Raw genomic sequence first — 17853 nt, forward strand, 5'->3', positions numbered from 1 at the left:
AACAAACGCTACTAAATATATAGCATCACACCCAACACAGACGAGGGCCAGTTCCAATATTTCCTGTGGACAGCCATCAAATAACCCAAAATAGGTTTTTAATACAAAATTAGGATGACAACAAAAAGTGCTCCGATTGCACCTGATAGCGCGGAGATTTTTCGTCGAGTTGCTGCAAATAGAAATGCACACTCAGCCGCCACTGTTCGTCTGCGAGGCGATCGACATGGATATCGGCAAACCCTTGTCCATCGCGAGCCCTTGCAGTCACTGCGACGGTCTTTCGCTTGGCCCCTTTCCCAATTGCAATAGATTCGGAGTCCAGAACCTCGCTAGCCAGAGTATTCGCACCTGGAAGAGGTGCATAAAGCGGCGGCGTGACGATTGCATATGCCCGTAGATCGGCGCCGAAAGCCAAGGTTGCGGTGGCGCTGCAATGGTAGTCACCGGACAGGAAAACCACGTTCTTCACCCCAATAGCCGCAATCATTTCCAGCACCGCCGCCCGCTGCTGCGTAGCCATTTGCCATGACTCGGCCATGGGGTCCGTCAGTCCCTTTGCGACTTGCCATTTGCGCAAACCGGGCGCCAGCACTGAGCCGCTCACAACGAATTTCGGCCTCGCGTCCTTCGGGCTGATTTTCTGCAGCCATTCCTCCAAAGCTTTGAGTTGTGCTTGCGCGCAAACCCGAGGGCTTCCTTTGAAGCGGGTTCGTTGAGTCCTGGTATCCAGTACAAAAAACGGAATTTCTTTCTCTTCAAACGAATAGTTAAACCCAGGCGCGTCCACATTTCTGGGGGAGTGAGCCCATTGATAGGCCGTGAACGAGGTGTATCCCGCTTCAAAGAGCGCCTTCGCCTTTCTTTTGGTGCCGGGACTTCGTGATCGCAGATCGTCACAGGACCAGTTGTCGCCAAGTTCATGGTCATCAATCACCATATAGGTGGGGAGCTGCGAAGTCACGCGGTTGAACCCGCTAGTGCTGAAGGCCTTGCGATTGCGCAAGGCAATTTTCTCGATGGGAGAAGGGCTATCAATAATGCCGGCGCTCGCATCGGCATAAATCTGGTCACCCAACATGAACATGAAGTCGCGGAAACCACCCGCATCGCTGTTCAGCAACTCGCTAATCTTTTCAAAACTAGCATCCGCGCGCAGATCCTCAAAGGCAAGTCCCGGATAGCGGCAGCAAGCAGCGACAAAGCGCAGCCCGCGCCATGCACGCGCACTATCCAGCAAAGCGGAATGGATTCTTGCAGTGTAGGGATACGGCTGACTGGAAGGCACCTGTCTTGCCTTGCGTGACAGAGTATGCGGATCACCACGCAGCGCAGTATCGCGGCGCATTGCGTCTTTGAACGTCAGCGTCTCCCATAGTGCGTCGGCGTCCTTTTTACTGATTGGGGCGGCCAACGCTTGAGCGCCATTGCGGGATGCGAACAGTTGGGTTTGTGCAGCTTTGGACGGGTCAACACTTCGCTCAACGCCAGTCAGACCCTGCCAAACGCTAGCAAACTGCGAGTACAGATCGGCATTCCTCAACCCGGCCTTAGGAAACCTGATGTAGTTATAAGGAAGGCCCCCAAAACCAGGACTGCGATCCAGTTTATTGGCAATAACAAGTTCTTTAGCAGTGATGGGGCGTCCCATCGCTCCAGCGCCATTCGACATGCTGGACTGAGAAGCTGCGGATGCTCTACTTGCGGCGGTGGCCGGTGCATTTGCACGCCGTTGGCTATTTTCAACCAGGTCATCCAATGGGTTAAATCTGAATGGATGCACACTGAACATCGATACGTGGATGTTGTGTGGATCCTCAGAGGGTTCAAAACCCAAATCGGCAATGGCGATGGCTACGTATGGCGTGTCGCTGTCCAGAGGGGGGTATGTGAGGTCCGGACTTTGCACGCCAGATACCTTAACCAACGGAATGCGGATGATGGGCCACTGCGTAGCGGCAATGAAATGACCCGTACGGATATCCCTTGCTATTGTGACAACATACTTTGCGGGGTCTGCCTCGGTTTCATCCACTTCGATCCAAACCCTGAAGACACGCCTCTCCTGCCCGTCCACCTTCTCTGTGCGCGTCCAGCCAACTATGGGGCCAGCAAGCGGTGCCTTTCCTTGAATGCGAACACCGTTTACCGGTGATTCGGCGGGCGCAATCTTGACGGTCTCCGGGCGAGAGTCCCACGCTTTGCGGTAGAAGTCTTTCAGTGGCGTCAGGATCTGCTTATGCATGTCCGGACCAAAGCCGATCGTGCAATCGAAATGCGCGTAGCCCTTCGCAATGATCCGGTGATAAACGCCAGCAGTCTTCAAGTCCAGATTGACGCGACACAGTTGGTCAAAGGTCCTGTGCGCGGACTCCACATTGAACAAGGCGTTTTCATCGCCATGCAAGATTGCAATCGGCAGGCGCAAGTACTTTTTGATGTTTTCGTCCGTAACGTAGACATTTTGTCCGTCGGCGTTGACCAAGCGCTCGTTCTCGACGCAACGCCCACCATGGACCAGCAGGCTGGTATTCGCACGCCCAAAATAGATCGGCAGTCGGTCGTGTGTTTCCTCTTTGATCCTGTCGTGCTTGAGCAGCCGAGAAATCGTGCCGCTCATGCGTTTGCAGGTGCAAATACCGGGGCGAGGAATGTAGCGTTCGTTTTCATGCGGGCAGTGCTCACCTGGATCCACCGGGAGGCTGGCAAACACGCGGTCCAAAAGCGACTCAAAGGGCGTGGCTTGCCGCTCGGCAGCCGACAGTCGCAAATACTCCATTCCCAAAGTGTCCCGCAACAGTCCGCCAACCTGTAAGCGCAACTGCGCTGTCTTGCTTCCAACAAGGAAAGCCTGCATTTGCGAGAAAGTGACGCCGGCCAACTTGCCAATTCCCTTATCAGAATCATTCTGCAGGTAACCACCCAGCAGAGACATTGCCAAGGAAGCCGCGCCCACACAATGGGCAAATGCGTAGATCTGTACCGGCTCGTGGCCTTCAAGACGTTTTGCGTCGACAAGTTCCTCGCGCAAGGTGTCCAGCATGCGATTGACTGCGGCGGGAATGTCAAATTCGGCAATGTCATCCATGGTGCAAGGCAGCTTGGACGCATCCAGTATGGAACTGGTGCGGTAGTCGAACAACCAGATATCAAAGCCCTGCTCATAGAAGAACTCAGCCAGCCCTGGTTCATCAATGCCGTGGCCTTTTGGCCGCCTCTTATGCTCCTGCGGCACAAAGCCCAGTGTCGACTGGGCAAACCCGTTCAGCATCAACATGGCCTTCACGCGTATCGGTTGACCTACAACGCTCTGCTCAGTAAGCAGCGCCTCTTGTCGGTACCGCGTCAGTTTAAGTTTCACCGTCTTGCTCGACGTCCTCGACTGCGGCACTTCGAAGCCTGGCAAGTCCTGCGCAAAAATATTGATGGTCCTTGCCGCATCTGCCGTTGGAAAAACCCGCAAAGGTGGCAGTTTGGGCCACGGTGTAGGGACATCTTTGGTGGGAACCTCGGGCCGACCAGCATTGAACTCCGCCGGAACCCTTGCCGGATAGTCCGGCAACCGAAAATCCCACAATCTGGTTTTGACCAGCAGCCGGGCAAACCATAGCGGATATCCAGCCAGCATCAGTAAGTTGTTTGGCGTGTCACGCTGCAAACCCAGCTGCGGGGCGTGCATGCGTGTCATGTCCAGCAGATCGAGATTCAGGACTCCGTGACCCACTTCGTTGCCATTTGCCTCAATGATGCGCACCGTCAACTCGCCAAATGATGCCCAAACATTGGGTCTGTCCAAGTGGGCATCGATTGCAAGTGCCTTCCTTAACAAGGCCCCCCACTGCGCTGGGTAGCCCACTTGTTTCGTTCCAATCAAGGTGTAGGTTTTGTAGGGCTCGGCACCTTGCGAATACTCGTCAATCAGGTTGAGTCTGTACTCCATGTGCCGGCTTTCGCTGGCATGCTTGGCCAGCTTGAAAAATCCGGCGACTCGTTCCACTAGACCGGCCTCTGACTGGCTCTTCGGGTGCTCGGTGAAGTAATCGGTGAACGCACGGGCAATCTCGTCAAGTCCCCGGTCCAATAGCCAGGTCAGGCCGGTCCTGGCTACTTGCGACGCGGCGCGATCCAACCGCGCATGAACCACCGGGAGAATAGACACCACTCCCGAAGTGATGACCAGGTTGCGCGTGGATATGATCGCCCCTCTCTCATCTTCTTCATCCAATCTGAGGCCTGCCGGGAGTTCCTCACGGTCGCCTGGAGCAATGTCGCGCTGGGAGGGAATGACAATCTGGTGTGACCGATCAGCCCAGAACAGAGCCATATCGTCAATCGGCATATGCAGCAGCAGGTGCGCCTTATGGGTCGAATCAGCAAACTTCAATTCGCCGCGCATCGCCTCAGTGAAGTTCACTTTGACTTCTTGCGTGTATGGATAGTACGGGGCGATGCCGGGCAAGTACTGCCGAGTATCCTTAGGCGCACGTCTGCGTTTGGTTGGGGGAGTGGCACCAACCTCATCGGCAATTTCTTGCGCCAATGTATGCATGGCCCGCTCGGCCAGCGCAGTAATTGTTAGCAGTGGATTGACGCCCAGTGAAGTGGGAACGATAGAACCATCCAATACATACAATCCATGGTGCCAAGCTGTTTCACCGGCACGCCCTGATCGGTTGAAGACCCTTCCGCAGTCGTCGACGACGCCCGCTTCGACTGAATCTGACATGCAGCACCCGCCCAGCGGGTGTACTGTGAAAACAGCATTGCCGGGAACGGGCGCATCCAATACTCTGCGCAACTGGTCGGGTAAGGGACTCAACACCGGGTTTTGGATGAAGATCGCACCTTGGGCGACAATTTTGCTTAGGTGCTTTTCCTGCAACCGGTATACAGACTCCGGGGACTTCTGTGCGTAGCTGGCTGCCACGCGATCCTTGTCGCGGTCATACAGAATAGAACCCAACGAGCGATCATGCCCCATGGCCAGTAGCGTCTGGGATCGGGCCAATCCTGCGGGCTGCAATGCTGCCCAGTCAGTAGCACAGTCGGGGTTGCCGCCGCCGATGCCCCCTCGAAAACTCCAATTGTCCAACTGCGCGAAGGTTGCACTGGCGCTGATCATCTCGTGGAACAAACCCGCAATCGCTCCGGGAATTGCCCCCTCCTCAATCAAGATGCTCTTCTCCACATCCGTAGGGTGGTCAATCCTGATCGCGCCCGTGATTGTCGGCCCTACCCCCGTCTTAGTGCCAGAAAGCTCCCTACTCCCGATACCAATTCCATTCACGGGCTTGTCCAGCATGTAGCCAAACGCCAGGGAGTCTCCGTTGGTAGAAAGCCGTTTCCCCAGTTGCTCCGAAACCGCCAGTTTGCGGACCTGCTTCGATCGCTTCGAGAGTGCGGACGATCGCAACAATATCTCGGTGCTACCGAATGTTCCGGCCGAAAGTATAACGTGCCTGGCATGCAAGCTAAGCGTCCGAGTGGCAACACCGTCGCGTTGTCTCGCCCGTGTTTGCGTCCGCACAAACCGAATGATCCAATGCCCGTCGGCTGCTTGCTTGACGGTCAAGACCGAGACACCGGTAAACATGCGCGCCCCAGCAATATAAGCCTGGTAGAGGTAGGTCGTATTCAGCGATTTCTTTGCGTTCTGATTGCAACCTGACACGCAATCACCGCATCCCACACAAGTGTCCAAAAGCGAGTAGTTGCTTTCATTGCCCTGGGCGCCACCCAGTGCCACCGCCAAGGACACGGGCTCAAATGTGACTGAACACTTTGAGTCTTTGTGTCGCGCAATCTCATGCCCAAGCTCTTGCAAGCGCAAGTGCTTTTCCGGCTTCATCGGGGCCGAGGAAATACTCCCTTTTTCGTCAATGCCAGTGCATACATCAACGGTGTCAAACTGCTCGGCACCAAGGCATTGTTTCGCCTGTGCAAAGGCATTGGCAAGCTCTTCGGGGAGTGTGCCATTAACCAGTTGCAGTGCGTTTGGCCAGGCTGGTCGCTTGCCATCCCCTGCGGCGGCAAGCATCTTGTCAAATACTCGTATGTCAGGTGGCATGACCACGCCTGCATTGATCAGACTAGTGCCACCCAGGCCGTTGCCCACTAGGGCTCCAATACCGTCGCCGGCGCGAAAGTCATACAAGCCCGACTCGCTACCAGTAATGTTGGTGGCCGATTGTCTATCCATGCGCACTGCGCCAAACGCATTGCCAATGTCATTGGGGAATTCACCACTGACCCATTCTTCGCCACGCTCCAGCACAAGAACCTTGACCCCTTTCTCCGCCAGGCGCAAGGCGCTAACTGCGCCACCATAACCTGAGCCCACGACGATTGCATCATGAACAATGGGCTTACCCTTTCCATCGTGCAGCCCACCGGCAATAAGTTCCTCCACACTGCGTGACAACCATTTCATTACGCGCTCCCCGTAATTTGCTTGTTTTGGCGCTGGGAACGCGCTTCAAGCAATGTTTTTGAATACTTCAAGCAGTCCCTTGAGCTCCTTCGCCGGTACGGGCTTGCGCAACACTGGGTACTCCAATTCGCCCAGCTTCTCCAGTTCGATAGCAGACACATCACCAGTCAAGATAGCGGCGGAGACCGCGCCAAAGCGGTTGCGAATGGACTGAATGACATCAAGGCCCGTTACACCGTTTTCAAGCGAAAAATCGGTCAATATGGCGTCCGGTGCGTCGTCATCGGCCAGCAGCTTCGTTAATTCAGACAGCGTTTGCGCCATCACAAAACGACAGCCCCAGTCGTCAAGCAGTAACGCCAAGGCGTCTCTAGACGATGCGTCGTCATCCACATACGCTACAAAATAGCCAGACAGCACCGGCGTCCGTTCCTCCAAGGGGTCATCGTAGGAAGCGTCGGTGGGAGAGCGCACCATGGACGCAGGCACAAAGATGTCAAATTGACAGCCCTGGGGCGTGGCATCGTGCAACTCCACCCGCAGCCCAAGCAGTTCACTCAAGCGGCGGACAATGGCCAGACCCAAGCCCAAGCCCGATGTCTTTGCCCCAGAATCCACTTGGTAGTACTCCTTGAAAACCTCCTCATGCAGGTTGGTGGCAATACCCCTCCCCGTGTCGCTGACGCGAATCACCAAGGCCTGGTCCAGCCACAAAGCCTCAACAGAGACTGATCCTAGGTCTGTAAATTTCAGAGCGTTGTCAAGGAGGTTTCGCAGCATGCGCTCCAACAGATCAATGTCGGTATGCACTGCTACGTTCATATCCGTGAAGGCAAGTGCTACGCCTTTGTCCGTTGCCTGCGATGTATAGCTCGTGTTGAGCACCGCAAAGAGCCGCGACAGATCGTGCCAACCGAGATCGGGCTTTACCTTGTCGGTATCAATCTTTGAAAAATCCAGTACCGAGTTGAACAAACGTTCCAGGGTCGACAAGGCGCGACCCATTTGGCGAGAAATCTCAGCAATCCGCTCTGGTGATTGGGGGCGTGCAAGCAAGCCATTGAGCAGGGTTACGGCGTGCAGCGGCTGGCGCAAGTCATGGCTGGCTACCGCCAGAAATCGCGACTTGGCCGCACTGGAATCTTCTGCCGCAGCGCGAGCGGCTTTTAGGCTCTCGACAAGCTGTTCATTGGCATAACGTATCTCAATGCTTTCATTGACTTGCGCCGCAAAACTGCGGGCAAAGCCACTGGTGATGGCGACGAACAGCAGGAGCATGAGCAGGACTTCGTACCGGTACTCACTGCCTACAACAAACCAGGCCGCAGCCAAACCGGACACGAAAACGATTCCGTAAGCGGTATACAGGCGCGGTCGAGCACCCAGGGAAGACATGGCACCGGCCAGCCAGCCGCAGTAGATCATGGAGATATACATGCGCGCTGTGTCGGAGATTGGAGGAAACAGCATGAGCGCACCAGAAGTCGCGATAGCACCACAGCCTAATGTCGATAGATTGAACAGGCGCCGCCAGTGTTCGGGGGAAGTCTCCAGGACTGATAGATTTTTGCCAGCAGACACTAGGCGATTGCGCGCCGAAAACGCTAGTCCGACTGCGAGCACCCAAATCCAGGGAAGCCACGGCGCTTGGTCGCGCCAAGTTGAGACGGCAATGAAAAACGCCAGCAGCCAAACCGAATACGTATTTTTGACCGCCTGATTTAATGTGAAGTGCAGGTTGTGCACCTCCCGCCGTTTATCGGCTGCATCGCTCGGCATCGCCGCGCGATGTGTGAACTTAGGGGATTCACTCATGGCATAGCCGTGCGCAGATGGAACTAGATGGGCTCGCCGAGATGCGCCACGCAATACAAGGCTTCTGTCCGATTGCGTACGTTGAGCATTCGAAAGGCCGTGGACAGATGCGACTTCACTGTGCCCTCCGAGATGTCCAACTGGCGAGCAATGATCTTGTTGGGTGCCCCCTTGAGCGCCAATTTCAACACTTCCGTTTGGCGGTTGGTCATGCCAGCCAATACCTTTGCATGCGTTGGAACGGATAGCCATGCGTTCCCAGACGTTTCGGGAGTAGTCGGATCGGAGGACTGCGCCGATAGAACCTGACGCGGCAAGTAGATACCCCCCTCCAAAACCAGTTGTAGCGCCTTGATCATAATTTCAGGAGTAGATGTCTTCGGTATGAAACCCGCAGCCCCTTGATCTATGGCCACGCGCACGGTTTTTGAACTCTCCTCGCCCGATACCACGACTACCAATGCCGTGACAAAAGCCTGCCGGATGCTGGCCAGGCCGTCGAGCCCATTGCGCCCCGGCATATTGATATCCAGCAGCACCAAGTCGAATGGATCGCCTTCAAATGCCAAGGCTTCGGCGCAATTGGACGCTTCGCTGATATCGAGGTCGGCAGCCAAATCGTTCAGCATCAGGCGCAGGCCCCGGCGGAACAGATTGTGATCGTCAATCAGCAGGACTCGCAAGCCGGCACTCCTTGAGCGTCAGAAACAAACATTTCAGGTGGGCTTGAGCATACGCGAAGGATCGCTAGGACCAATCAGCAAAAGTACTAAACGAAAGTTCAGTTGCAGAGGCCTGCGGCGGTGGGTTACCTCTAGCCCTTGGCTATGACTTCAGTCCAATTGCCGGTGACGTCGGCGTTTCACAGAATGCATCAAGGCCCTGAACCCAGTGGCTATTGAACAGGCCGGTGTACTGACGGTACGGCATAGGAGGTGATTGCAATGAGATTTCCATGCACCACAGGTTGCTTTCTCTGCGTGCTGTCCTGTGCATTGACGCCACACATAGCCGTTGCGCAGGTCGAAGGGAACTGTCCTTTGCCTCAACAACCCATGCTGAGCAATACCCTCAGTCAGATGATTCAAGCCAAGCAAGGGGACACCGCTATGCAGTGCATTATCGAAATTGCCGACAGAGAGTCAAACTCCCCAGATGAGTATCCGGATGAAGTCCGGTACCAGTTGGCCAAGCAGGCGAGTGACGCACTGGAGTCGCTGGAAGCAGAGGGGATGAAAGCCTATCAAATGCGGGCTACCAAGCTGTGGGAATCCTATTTATCCAGAATATCCGAGCCCTTGGATCGAACCAGGCTGCCATTTGGAATTACCAAGATCATGCAGCACGCTCGGTCAGGCGCCTTTGAAAGCTACCTCCCCGTCATTGCCAAATCCATGAATAAGGCGCGCGCTTGGATCACGCCATCGCAAGCCGACCAACTCTTTGCTACCCTTAAACGCTGCCCTCAGTGGTCGGCTGCCAAGCCGGCAGCGACGATGCCCTGCCTTAATCCCTGTGGCGCCATTGGCAAAACATTTCTTGCAACGCTTTCTAATGAGTTTGGCGCGACGCCTTGGAAAGGCTCAAACGGTGTCAATAGGCTCGCTGTAAATGCCCGGGCAGTTGCGGGGGAGTTGACATGCTCCCAATAACGCGATTGCTTACTACTACGCTGTTGATCGCCGCACAGGCGCAGCTTGCTTTGGCTGGAGATGCGGACGATAAGCAGACCGCGCTTAGTCTACAAACGGGAGGGGCCGTCAGAATTGAATTGATTGCCCAACCCAGAGAAGTGGAGCTGCCCACCCGCTTTCATATCGCCTTGCGGTTGATCAATACCACGGCAGAACCAGTCATATTCAAATCCTTCGACCTCAAGCCATTGGAAGAGCCCGGTGGTATGGAGATATCCAAGGACTGCGCAAAGGTTGAGCAGACTACGGTTGCGTCCAACCAAAGTGTCACAGTGACCTGTGAACTGCACAGCAAAGGTTTTGACGATTCGGTGTTCAAGTTCTGGAGCGTCATGCTAGGGAGTTGGAGTCTGTTGACATTGCAACCTGGTGAGTACGGCTTCGTTGCGATGGCGGAAGTCCGCATTGAGGAAAAGTCGGTTATGGCTATCAGCAAGACCTTTCAAGTCAAGTTACGGCCAACGGTGTGGCAAATTTGTCTCGGCGCAGTGCTCGGCTCTCTGCTGTTGGTTCTATTTTCCTTCTCGTCGCCCAAAGCCCGTGCTTTGGTGTTGCAGCAAGACCGCTTGAAAGCACTCTCGGGGTGGCGTCTGTGGCTGGTCGAGCCCTTGATTCTGTGGGGTGGCGCGAGCATGTCCGCCGCCGTCTTCATACTCCTCACTTACCGGATGAAAGATGTGTCTGGCCCATTCACTATTACCGTCAACGACTTCTATGGCGGAGTAGTGATTGGATTGTTCGGTCTGTTCATTGCAAACAGCCTAGCCGACAAGCTTGCAGGAAATAGTGAACATGAGGCCCTGGCACTTTCCGCTACCGGCACACAAGTCGAAGCAGTGCCAACTACTCAACAAGGCCTGGAAATACATGCTCACATGGAAGGTGATTCCGTCGACGGCTGCTCTCTACAGATTACAGATCCGACACCCGACGCATCACTGCCACCGGCAAAGGGAGGAGTGGCAACATGATCTACTCACTGACATGGCTCTCAGCGGCGCTCAAGAGCGCGGGCCTCAAAGTCGCTGAGGTTGACGGATGGGAAAGCCGGGGCAATGGCGACATGGGACAAATCGCCGGAATCATTTGCCACCACACGGCAGGGCCGAAGCTTGGAAATATGCCGAGCCTCACCACATTGATTCGCGGGCGCTCAGACCTCCCTGGACCTCTGTCGCAACTAGGTTTGGGCCGTGATGGGACCTTTTATGTGATCGCGGCAGGCCGTTGCAATCATGGGGGTATGGGGGAATGGAAGGGCGTAAGCGGCAACGCTCGCTTCATTGGGATCGAGGCCGAGAATACCGGCACGGCAGATGACTCACCTTGGCCAGCGGTGCAATTGGACGCGTACAAGCACGGTGTGGCCGCGATCCTACGCCACATAGGAAAGACTGCCGAGGATTGTGTGGGTCACAGGGAATATGCGTTGCCCAAAGGCCGCAAGGACGACCCTAGTTTCGATATGTCCGTCTTTCGACAGGATGTGGCAGCGATCCTGTCGGGAGCAGTACCTCCACCGGCGCTGATTCCAGCGATCACCCCATCCCGCGAACCCGGGAAACCGGATCTCCCAACCCTCCGTCGAGGTGATACCGGTGCCAATGTGCGCCATTTACAAGAAGTGATTGGCTGCGAAGTCGACGGCTACTTCGGCGCCAAAACGGAAGCAGCCGTACGCAATGTACAGCGGGACAACAGGCTCGTCCCAGATGGCATTGTGGGTCCAAAGACTTGGAGCGTGCTGTAGCTTGCTTGCAATGACTTTTTTAACTCATCAAGGAGATTCGTATGGCAACTAAAGGCCCCCAAAAAGCACCAGAAGACTATTGGAACAAATCAACTCTGGCGTGCGTAGCCACGTACAACATTCTGGGAAGCCCAGACTTGATGAGTCAATTCGAAAAAATATTGGTCTCCTTCAATGACGCCAGCAAGTTCCCCTTGAAAGACTTGGCCAGCTTGATGCAAACAGGCCTGACCAGCGCAGACAACCAAGGGCGTGCGTCGCAAATGGCCAGAAGCTTTCTTAAATACATACTGACCCTCTACACCACGCGCACAGAGCACGGCACAACCAGTGTCACTGACGTCTTGGTCACCCTGCAGAATCTGCTTCTCAATGCAACAGCAACCATGGCAGACCTGGCCTACTGCATTGATGAATTCATGATCTTCAAGGGAGAGGACAAATGAAGAAGAGTACTGATCCGGTGGTGAACGGGCTCCTGATATGCGTTTGCTGCTTTGCAGCTACTGTGAATGCACAAACGGAGACTCCGGCTACTCCGGCGGCGTCTGGTGCGAAAGAGGCCCCGAACAATGTTCCACCCGATGGGTTTGTCTTTAAGCCCGTGCTGTTGGACACCAACACCTCCACAGGCAACACCATCGGACTCGACTACAGCTACAAGCGGAAAATAGTCTTCGGGGGCATGCACAGCGCGAAGGGGCCCGACGAGCAGTCGGGTCCGCCAGGAGTCCTCACTCCCCAAGACTTAGACAAGACTGTGGTATCCGGCGGTGTTATTGATCTGCTGGCGCGCGGTACCCTGGCAAACTCCGACGCGAAGACATCCAACAAAGTGCTGGACTTCTCCATAACCGGGTCGTTTGCCCGTGACTCAGCAAATGGATACTCGAGCCTCGGTGGCTTGCTAACATTTGAGACAGATCAAGGGGGCGACAACAAACAAACGATGTATGGCCTTAGTGCCTCGTACACCAAGGCAGATGTTTTGGCGAAGGGCGCATACCTTACATTGCAGTTAGGCTATGGGACGGTTGATCCGACGGCCGACGTGCAGCGCAAGAAGTTGCTAGGAAGTCTCACCCCTTATCAACGAGGAAATCTGGAACTCTCTTACAACTACCCGGTGCACGGTACGCAAGTAAGAGGGTTGGAATTCAACTATCGCCTCTACCAAGAGCCTTCTGCACCCCCGGCCATCAAAGCTGCCGGTTTGAATGAATCGCAACTTTGGTTGGTACGTGCGAACTTGCCACAAGATTTCTTTTTAGAGTATTCAAGCGGCTCGCTCCCTTTTGACCAGCAGAGTGTGCGCGCGGTAAAGATTGGATGGTCTATCAAAGTCCAATAGCCTAAGAGTGGGACTCGATACAAGGTTTCGGTCTGTATAAGCAAACTTTTCTTTGGACATATTCGTTCAATAACGCAGAAAGCAACGGAGGGCAAATGGCATTCAACAACTATCTGATTGAGTCAGACACTCAAACCATTTCCGCAACTCAGGAAGCTATCAGACGCTTGCTTCTGGGTGGGCTGGATGTTCGCTTAACCGCTGTAAGCAGAAACAAGGCTTTACTGCCGAAGCACATCGTTGATGCCATTGCCGCGCAATACAAAATCGACCCTTGGAAGTACATAGCCCAACAAGCGGGCATCCAGTTTGATTCAATCTACCCCATTTCGGATGGGGATGCGCTTGCGCTGGTCATGCATCGCTCCGAGGCAGAGTTGGATGAGCGACCAAATATTGTTGTCCCACCAGCGAACGGTATTCAGTGGCACCTGAACAATATGAATCTACCAAGCGCATGGCAATTACTTGGCGGTGCCGATAACATCGCTTGGTCATCCAAAGTTGGGCAAATAGACACGGGATTTACTAGGCACCCAGCACTCGGGTTCCTACCCGGAAAACCCTCGTGGATCATTGAGTCAGAGTGTCGCAATTTTTTCACCGTCGGGGAGTACTCCACCCAAGAAGTGGGGCCGCCTACAGGTGAGGATCCGTGCTCAGGGGCCTTCTGGGGACACGGGACACGGATTGGAGCAACCATTTCCGGCTGGCATGAAAATGGGGATCAAGGAAAAACCTTCTACGGTTGCGCGCCCAAAGTTCCGCACGTTGTTGTTCGCATTTCAAATTCGGTCGCAATCAACGACCAGCTCCCCGCCTTTTCGGAAGCGCTGAACTATTTGGTGGATCAAGCCAAGGCAAGCGTTGTCAACCTGAGCATGGGAACGTTTCCTCCCATTCTCACCTCCCAGGCGAAAAGGGCCATTGATCACGCATATGAGCGTGGCGTAATTCTGATTTGCGCAGCTGGTCAGCATGTCAGCCCCGTCGTAGCGCCGGCATCCTACGGGCGAACTATTGCTGTTGGTGCAACCAATAACCTGGATCAAGTATGGGCGAAAGCAAGTCGGGGACCACAAATTGACTGGTCAGCTCCGGGAGTTGACCTGCGCCGGGCCACCCTCGAAAAGAAGAGTGGGCCTTTTGTTTACAAAAATAATGGCGATGGGACCTCCTATTCGACGGCATTGACCACGGGCGTAGCTGCGCTATGGCTGACATTTAGAGCACAAGACATCAAAGCGGCGTACGCAGAGCCCTGGATGCGCGTGGCTGCTTTCAAGGAAATTGGCAGACGCACTGCACGTCGACCAGCGATATGGGGAAACGATGTTGCAGGTGCAGGTATTCTGGATGCATATGCGGTATTGACTCAACCTCTACCGCCTTCGGGCGCATTGGTCAAAGAGCCGCCCATTCAATAGGATTGGGTTTGGAGCGGGTCGCGCAAGGCCTGATCCGCCCTACGCCGCGGATGCAGCGACGGTGAAGGCCTCCGTGAACGCATGTCGGTGGCTTCACATTCAACAGCGTCGAGCGAGATGCTATTAAATACGTAGCATTTCATTCAACACCTACGAGGGCTCCCGCCAGAATTTTCATGAGCCAACATCAAATAACCCAAAATAGGTTTTTAACGATTTGGCACCACCCATGCTCACGAAGCATTGATTGTTTGGTACAGCTACCTCAGCCAAACATTGCACTGGTTCTTGCCCTCAGGAATCACGATCGCGCGTGGCAGTTCGGCGCCCGCGCCGCATGCACCGCCGGACTGTGCGTCCTCCAGGTCTAGCGAGATGTGTTTGCCTACCGTGACTTTGATCTGATCCGGTTGATCCGCGTTGAATGGGGCGGCGTTTTCCACAACGACCGCTGCAGCACCCCCGGCATCCCGCCACTTGGAGCCTCCATCGCCCCGCCCATACTTCACGACGCAAGAGTACCCGGGGGTTCCTTTGCGGCCACACCAGAAGACATCCACAGCCACTTTGCTGGGTATGCCGCCGCTCAAGGTGACGCTGGCTTCGCCAGAGGCACAGCGCGACTTCACGTTGAAGGTGCAGGAGCGCACAAGCTCCTGGGCGGACAAACCTTGATTCGCCACCAAGAACGCAAAGACTGCCAGGGTAAATGTGCAGGTTGAGACTTTCATTGCACTTGAATGTTGAGTCGAGCGCTAGAGCGTTTAGGCCTCAATGCACAGTTCCCACCGGCGGCCAAGTCAAGCTCTTGGCCTCACCTCCGGTATCGGGCATCAATTGGTGTACGGCCTTGCCAGCAAACACGGTCTCGCGCAACTCTTTCAGAACCTCAGCGGCACCGCCAAAGGGCGTCAGCAGGTCGATGATCCAGACTTGGTCGCCAGACTTCCAATCCGCTGCCATCAAGTGGTGTGGCGCTTCCCGGTAGCGCTGGGCTGCGGTGTCCGACAGCTTGGCCCACGACACATAGGCAATGGGTGCACTGTCACGCATATAGAGCTTGGCCTGCTCCAGCACCAACGCAGGCATAACCCGCCAGTCCAACTCGCTCAGCAGCGTGTGGCGCGCACCGGCCTGTTGCATCATCAGCCAGACTGTTGATTTCCGCCGAAATCTGACCCACTTATGGAGTGAACCCCTCGGGCTGGGCCACGGGGTCATCAGAACTAAGCCGCCTCCTGAGCGAGTTGTGATTCAAATTCGTTTGGTGGCCGATAGCCCAGTGCCGAGTGAAGCCGCTTGGCGTTGTAGACCTCTTCAATAAACCTTGGCAGACGGTCCGCTACGTCGGCAAAGGTCTCGTAGCCCGCAATATAGACCTCTTCGGTTTTTAGCGTCTTCATGAAGCTCTCGGCCTGAGCATTGTGATATGGGTTGCCAGGTAAGCTCATCGAGCCTCGCAGACCTGCCTCCTTAAGTGCACGGCGGTAGGTCTCACTGGCGTACTGGCTGCCGCGGTCGGTGTGATGAATGCAGCCTAGCGGGGGCTTTCGACTTTGAACTGCGGATTGGAGTGCTGCCAGCGCCAAGGGGGTGTCGATCCTGCGCGAGATGGCATAGCCCACAACTTTGCGACTGCACGCATCCAGGATGGCCGCCAAGTAGCAGAAGCCAGTACCGATGCGGATGTAGGTGAAGTCCGCGACCCAAACTACGTCTGGCCGGCTGGGGATCACGTTGCGATAGAGGTTCGGGAAGATCGGCGAGTCGTGGTTGCTGTCGGTCGTGCGAGCAAACTGGCGGCGCGGTTTGATACCCAGGCTATGCGTCTTCATCAGGCGCGCCACTCGCTTGTGATTGACGACATGACCCCGCCGACGAATCTCGTGTGTGACACGCCGATAGCCGTAGCCGGGCAGCTCGTCTTGAATGGTCTGGATGAGATCGACCAATTGAGCATCGGCTAGGCACCTTGTGCTGGCCATGGCTTGGTAGTAGAAGGTGCTGCGCGGTAGCTCAATCACTTCACACCCCCGTCGGATGGAACAGGCTTGGGGCCGGTGATGATCGAGGAGTTCTCGCTGTTGCTCACGAGGTGCAGGCGTGGTGTTTTTTTAACCAAGTCCAACTCCATGGTGAGCTGGCCAACCTTGCGCTCCAACGCTGCGATCTTGGCTTCGTACTCTGCGATGACATCCGCCTCGGCCTCTTCGGTGGTGAGCTCACCGCGGTCGAACTGAATCAGCCAGGTCTGGATGAGATTGGCTGATAGTGAATACTTCTTCTGCGCGTCACGACGCCCAAGTGCGCCTGAGCGAATGTCGCTGCACAGCTGCAGTTTGAACTGTGCGGTGTGCCTACGGTATGGGCCTCTTGATGATATAGACCTGCTCCTTCTATGAAGGCCCAGCAAGCGTATCAGTTCGTTAGCCCCCAGTGGTCCAGCCCGAGGGGTTCACTCCAAGGTTGGGTCAGGGTTCAGCGGAATTCAACAAAGTTGGCTCAGCGCGAAGGAACCGACTGGTTGAGTTCAGCTTTGTGCTCGAAGTTTTGAATAAGGTAGCGAACACTCTGTTGGATTTCTTTCCATTGAGGAAGCATGCCTCGCCGATAACGAACCGATACAGCTGCCGCCATGACTGGCTCCATACTGAAGTCATGTGAGCAGCCAGGGTTCACACTTCGGTTGTCACATTGAATTGCTGCAATCACTCTTCCTTCCGCGTTACGCATCACATACAAATCCTTGGCATTCTGATGCTCTCTATATGGCTTCTGCGTTTTTGGGTCCTGACCAACTGGTGCATACACTGTCAACCCGAACTCGGACTCTTGCAGCCTGCCATATTTCTGATAGGCCAACGCGGGAAAACGCTCTCCCGGATCAAACTTGAGTGTAGAGTCGACAAATCGATTCAAGAATCCATCACCGTAATAGTGCTGACCCGTGGTTACTCCTACCCCTAGCCAAGAGGATTCACGTCTCGGTTTGCTTCTGAAGTCTTGCCACAGCTCCGGGCTGGTACGCCCGGCCATATCAGGAAATCGCACCTCAAAACCAAAACTCATCAATTTGGACGCAAAAGTCCTCTGCGGTACAGGGCCTTGGCGTTTTTCCCCAAAGCCGGGGTCCCCATCGTATTCAACGTAATTTGCAAAGTGCGCAGGTATGCGCACCTTCACACCGCCCAGATCACCAATGACGTCGCCCTTGGCAACCGCCGCTGCATTCATCTCATTTGGGAAAAGTGGATTGGGCTGTGAAGGCGTCTGAGCAGCAGCGTTCGATGTAAAAGACAGCCAGAATACACTGACAAACAGCAACCCAGCAGCAAGCGCCGAGTCGCCAGCAGCTTTGTTGATGTGCGCCCAAATGGTCTTCACGT

Annotated in this window: 14 protein-coding genes; 6 read left to right on the plus strand and 8 right to left on the minus strand. The window is 55.1% G+C overall.

What is annotated here, in order from left to right; all coding sequences use genetic code 11:
• Positions 1–109: 109 nt before the first annotated feature.
• From AC07OO_RS05440 to AC07OO_RS05450, 3 genes are read right to left on the minus strand one after another with little or no spacing between them, the layout of a single operon-like run.
• A complete protein-coding gene (locus AC07OO_RS05440) occupies positions 110–6430 on the minus strand; it encodes an alkaline phosphatase D family protein (protein ID WP_495081034.1) in 6321 nt (2106 codons plus the stop codon).
• Between the two features lie 45 nt (positions 6431–6475).
• Positions 6476–8245, minus strand: coding sequence for a sensor histidine kinase (locus AC07OO_RS05445; RefSeq protein ID WP_495081035.1), 1770 nt, complete (start codon positions 8243–8245; stop codon positions 6476–6478).
• A 23-nt stretch (positions 8246–8268) separates the two neighbouring features.
• The gene (locus tag AC07OO_RS05450) at positions 8269–8928 is read right to left on the minus strand and encodes a response regulator (RefSeq protein ID WP_495081036.1); all 660 of its coding nucleotides are present in this window, start codon (positions 8926–8928) and stop codon (positions 8269–8271) included.
• A gap of 372 nt (positions 8929–9300) precedes the next feature.
• Here AC07OO_RS05450 and AC07OO_RS05455 point away from each other — a divergent pair, with 372 nt between their 5' ends.
• The 6 genes from AC07OO_RS05455 to AC07OO_RS05480 all read left to right on the plus strand — a co-directional run bounded on the left by AC07OO_RS05455 (position 9301) and on the right by AC07OO_RS05480 (position 14467).
• Positions 9301–9897 carry a hypothetical protein gene (locus AC07OO_RS05455; RefSeq protein WP_495081037.1) on the plus strand — a complete coding sequence of 199 codons (597 nt, stop codon included), beginning with the start codon at positions 9301–9303 and terminating at the stop codon, positions 9895–9897.
• Positions 9885–10910, plus strand: coding sequence for a hypothetical protein (locus AC07OO_RS05460; protein ID WP_495081038.1), 1026 nt, complete (start codon positions 9885–9887; stop codon positions 10908–10910). Before AC07OO_RS05455 ends, AC07OO_RS05460 begins: the two co-directional genes overlap by 13 nt.
• A complete protein-coding gene (locus AC07OO_RS05465; RefSeq protein ID WP_495081039.1) occupies positions 10907–11689 on the plus strand; it encodes a peptidoglycan recognition protein family protein in 783 nt (260 codons plus the stop codon). Before AC07OO_RS05460 ends, AC07OO_RS05465 begins: the two co-directional genes overlap by 4 nt.
• Positions 11690–11730: 41 nt before the next feature.
• The gene (locus AC07OO_RS05470; protein WP_495081040.1) at positions 11731–12135 is read left to right on the plus strand and encodes a hypothetical protein; all 405 of its coding nucleotides are present in this window, start codon (positions 11731–11733) and stop codon (positions 12133–12135) included.
• Positions 12132–13040, plus strand: a complete 909-nt coding sequence (locus AC07OO_RS05475) for a hypothetical protein (protein WP_495081041.1) — start codon at positions 12132–12134, stop codon at positions 13038–13040. The genes AC07OO_RS05470 and AC07OO_RS05475 overlap by 4 nt, the downstream gene beginning before the upstream one ends.
• Before the next feature lie 95 nt (positions 13041–13135).
• Entirely contained in the window at positions 13136–14467 is a 1332-nt protein-coding gene (locus AC07OO_RS05480) for a S8 family peptidase (protein ID WP_495081042.1), read from the plus strand.
• Between the two features lie 260 nt (positions 14468–14727).
• Here the strand turns inward: AC07OO_RS05480 and AC07OO_RS05485 are convergent, their stop codons facing one another.
• From AC07OO_RS05485 to AC07OO_RS05505, 5 genes are all read right to left on the minus strand, one after another.
• Positions 14728–15198: a hypothetical protein gene (locus AC07OO_RS05485; RefSeq protein WP_495081043.1), complete on the minus strand. Its 471-nt coding sequence runs from the start codon at positions 15196–15198 to the stop codon at positions 14728–14730.
• A 40-nt stretch (positions 15199–15238) separates the two neighbouring features.
• A complete protein-coding gene (locus tag AC07OO_RS05490) occupies positions 15239–15613 on the minus strand; it encodes a toxin-activating lysine-acyltransferase (RefSeq protein ID WP_495081044.1) in 375 nt (124 codons plus the stop codon).
• Positions 15614–15693: 80 nt separating this feature from the next.
• Positions 15694–16491, minus strand: a complete 798-nt coding sequence (locus AC07OO_RS05495) for an IS3 family transposase (protein WP_495081045.1) — start codon at positions 16489–16491, stop codon at positions 15694–15696.
• A complete protein-coding gene (locus tag AC07OO_RS05500; RefSeq protein ID WP_495081046.1) occupies positions 16488–16880 on the minus strand; it encodes a transposase in 393 nt (130 codons plus the stop codon). Before AC07OO_RS05500 ends, AC07OO_RS05495 begins: the two co-directional genes overlap by 4 nt.
• 89 nt (positions 16881–16969) lie before the next feature.
• Positions 16970–17851, minus strand: coding sequence for a hypothetical protein (locus tag AC07OO_RS05505; RefSeq protein ID WP_495081047.1), 882 nt, complete (start codon positions 17849–17851; stop codon positions 16970–16972).
• Positions 17852–17853: the final 2 nt, after the last annotated feature.

The organism is Rhodoferax sp. GW821-FHT07G04, assembly GCF_059418585.1.

Excerpts from the sequence above, each read along its gene's own strand:
- AC07OO_RS05475 (WP_495081041.1), top strand. The coding sequence starts at position 12,132 with ATGAAGAAGAGTACTGATCCGGTGGTGAACGGGCTCCTGATATGCGTT.
- AC07OO_RS05465 (WP_495081039.1), top strand. The coding sequence starts at position 10,907 with ATGATCTACTCACTGACATGGCTCTCAGCGGCGCTCAAGAGCGCGGGC.
- AC07OO_RS05460 (WP_495081038.1), top strand. The coding sequence starts at position 9,885 with ATGCTCCCAATAACGCGATTGCTTACTACTACGCTGTTGATCGCCGCA.
- AC07OO_RS05470 (WP_495081040.1), top strand. The coding sequence starts at position 11,731 with ATGGCAACTAAAGGCCCCCAAAAAGCACCAGAAGACTATTGGAACAAA.
- AC07OO_RS05445 (WP_495081035.1), bottom strand. The coding sequence starts at position 8,245 with ATGAGTGAATCCCCTAAGTTCACACATCGCGCGGCGATGCCGAGCGAT.
- AC07OO_RS05480 (WP_495081042.1), top strand. The coding sequence starts at position 13,136 with ATGGCATTCAACAACTATCTGATTGAGTCAGACACTCAAACCATTTCC.
- AC07OO_RS05455 (WP_495081037.1), top strand. The coding sequence starts at position 9,301 with ATGCTGAGCAATACCCTCAGTCAGATGATTCAAGCCAAGCAAGGGGAC.
- AC07OO_RS05440 (WP_495081034.1), bottom strand. The coding sequence starts at position 6,430 with ATGAAATGGTTGTCACGCAGTGTGGAGGAACTTATTGCCGGTGGGCTG.
- AC07OO_RS05485 (WP_495081043.1), bottom strand. The coding sequence starts at position 15,198 with ATGAAAGTCTCAACCTGCACATTTACCCTGGCAGTCTTTGCGTTCTTG.
- AC07OO_RS05490 (WP_495081044.1), bottom strand. The coding sequence starts at position 15,613 with ATGATGCAACAGGCCGGTGCGCGCCACACGCTGCTGAGCGAGTTGGAC.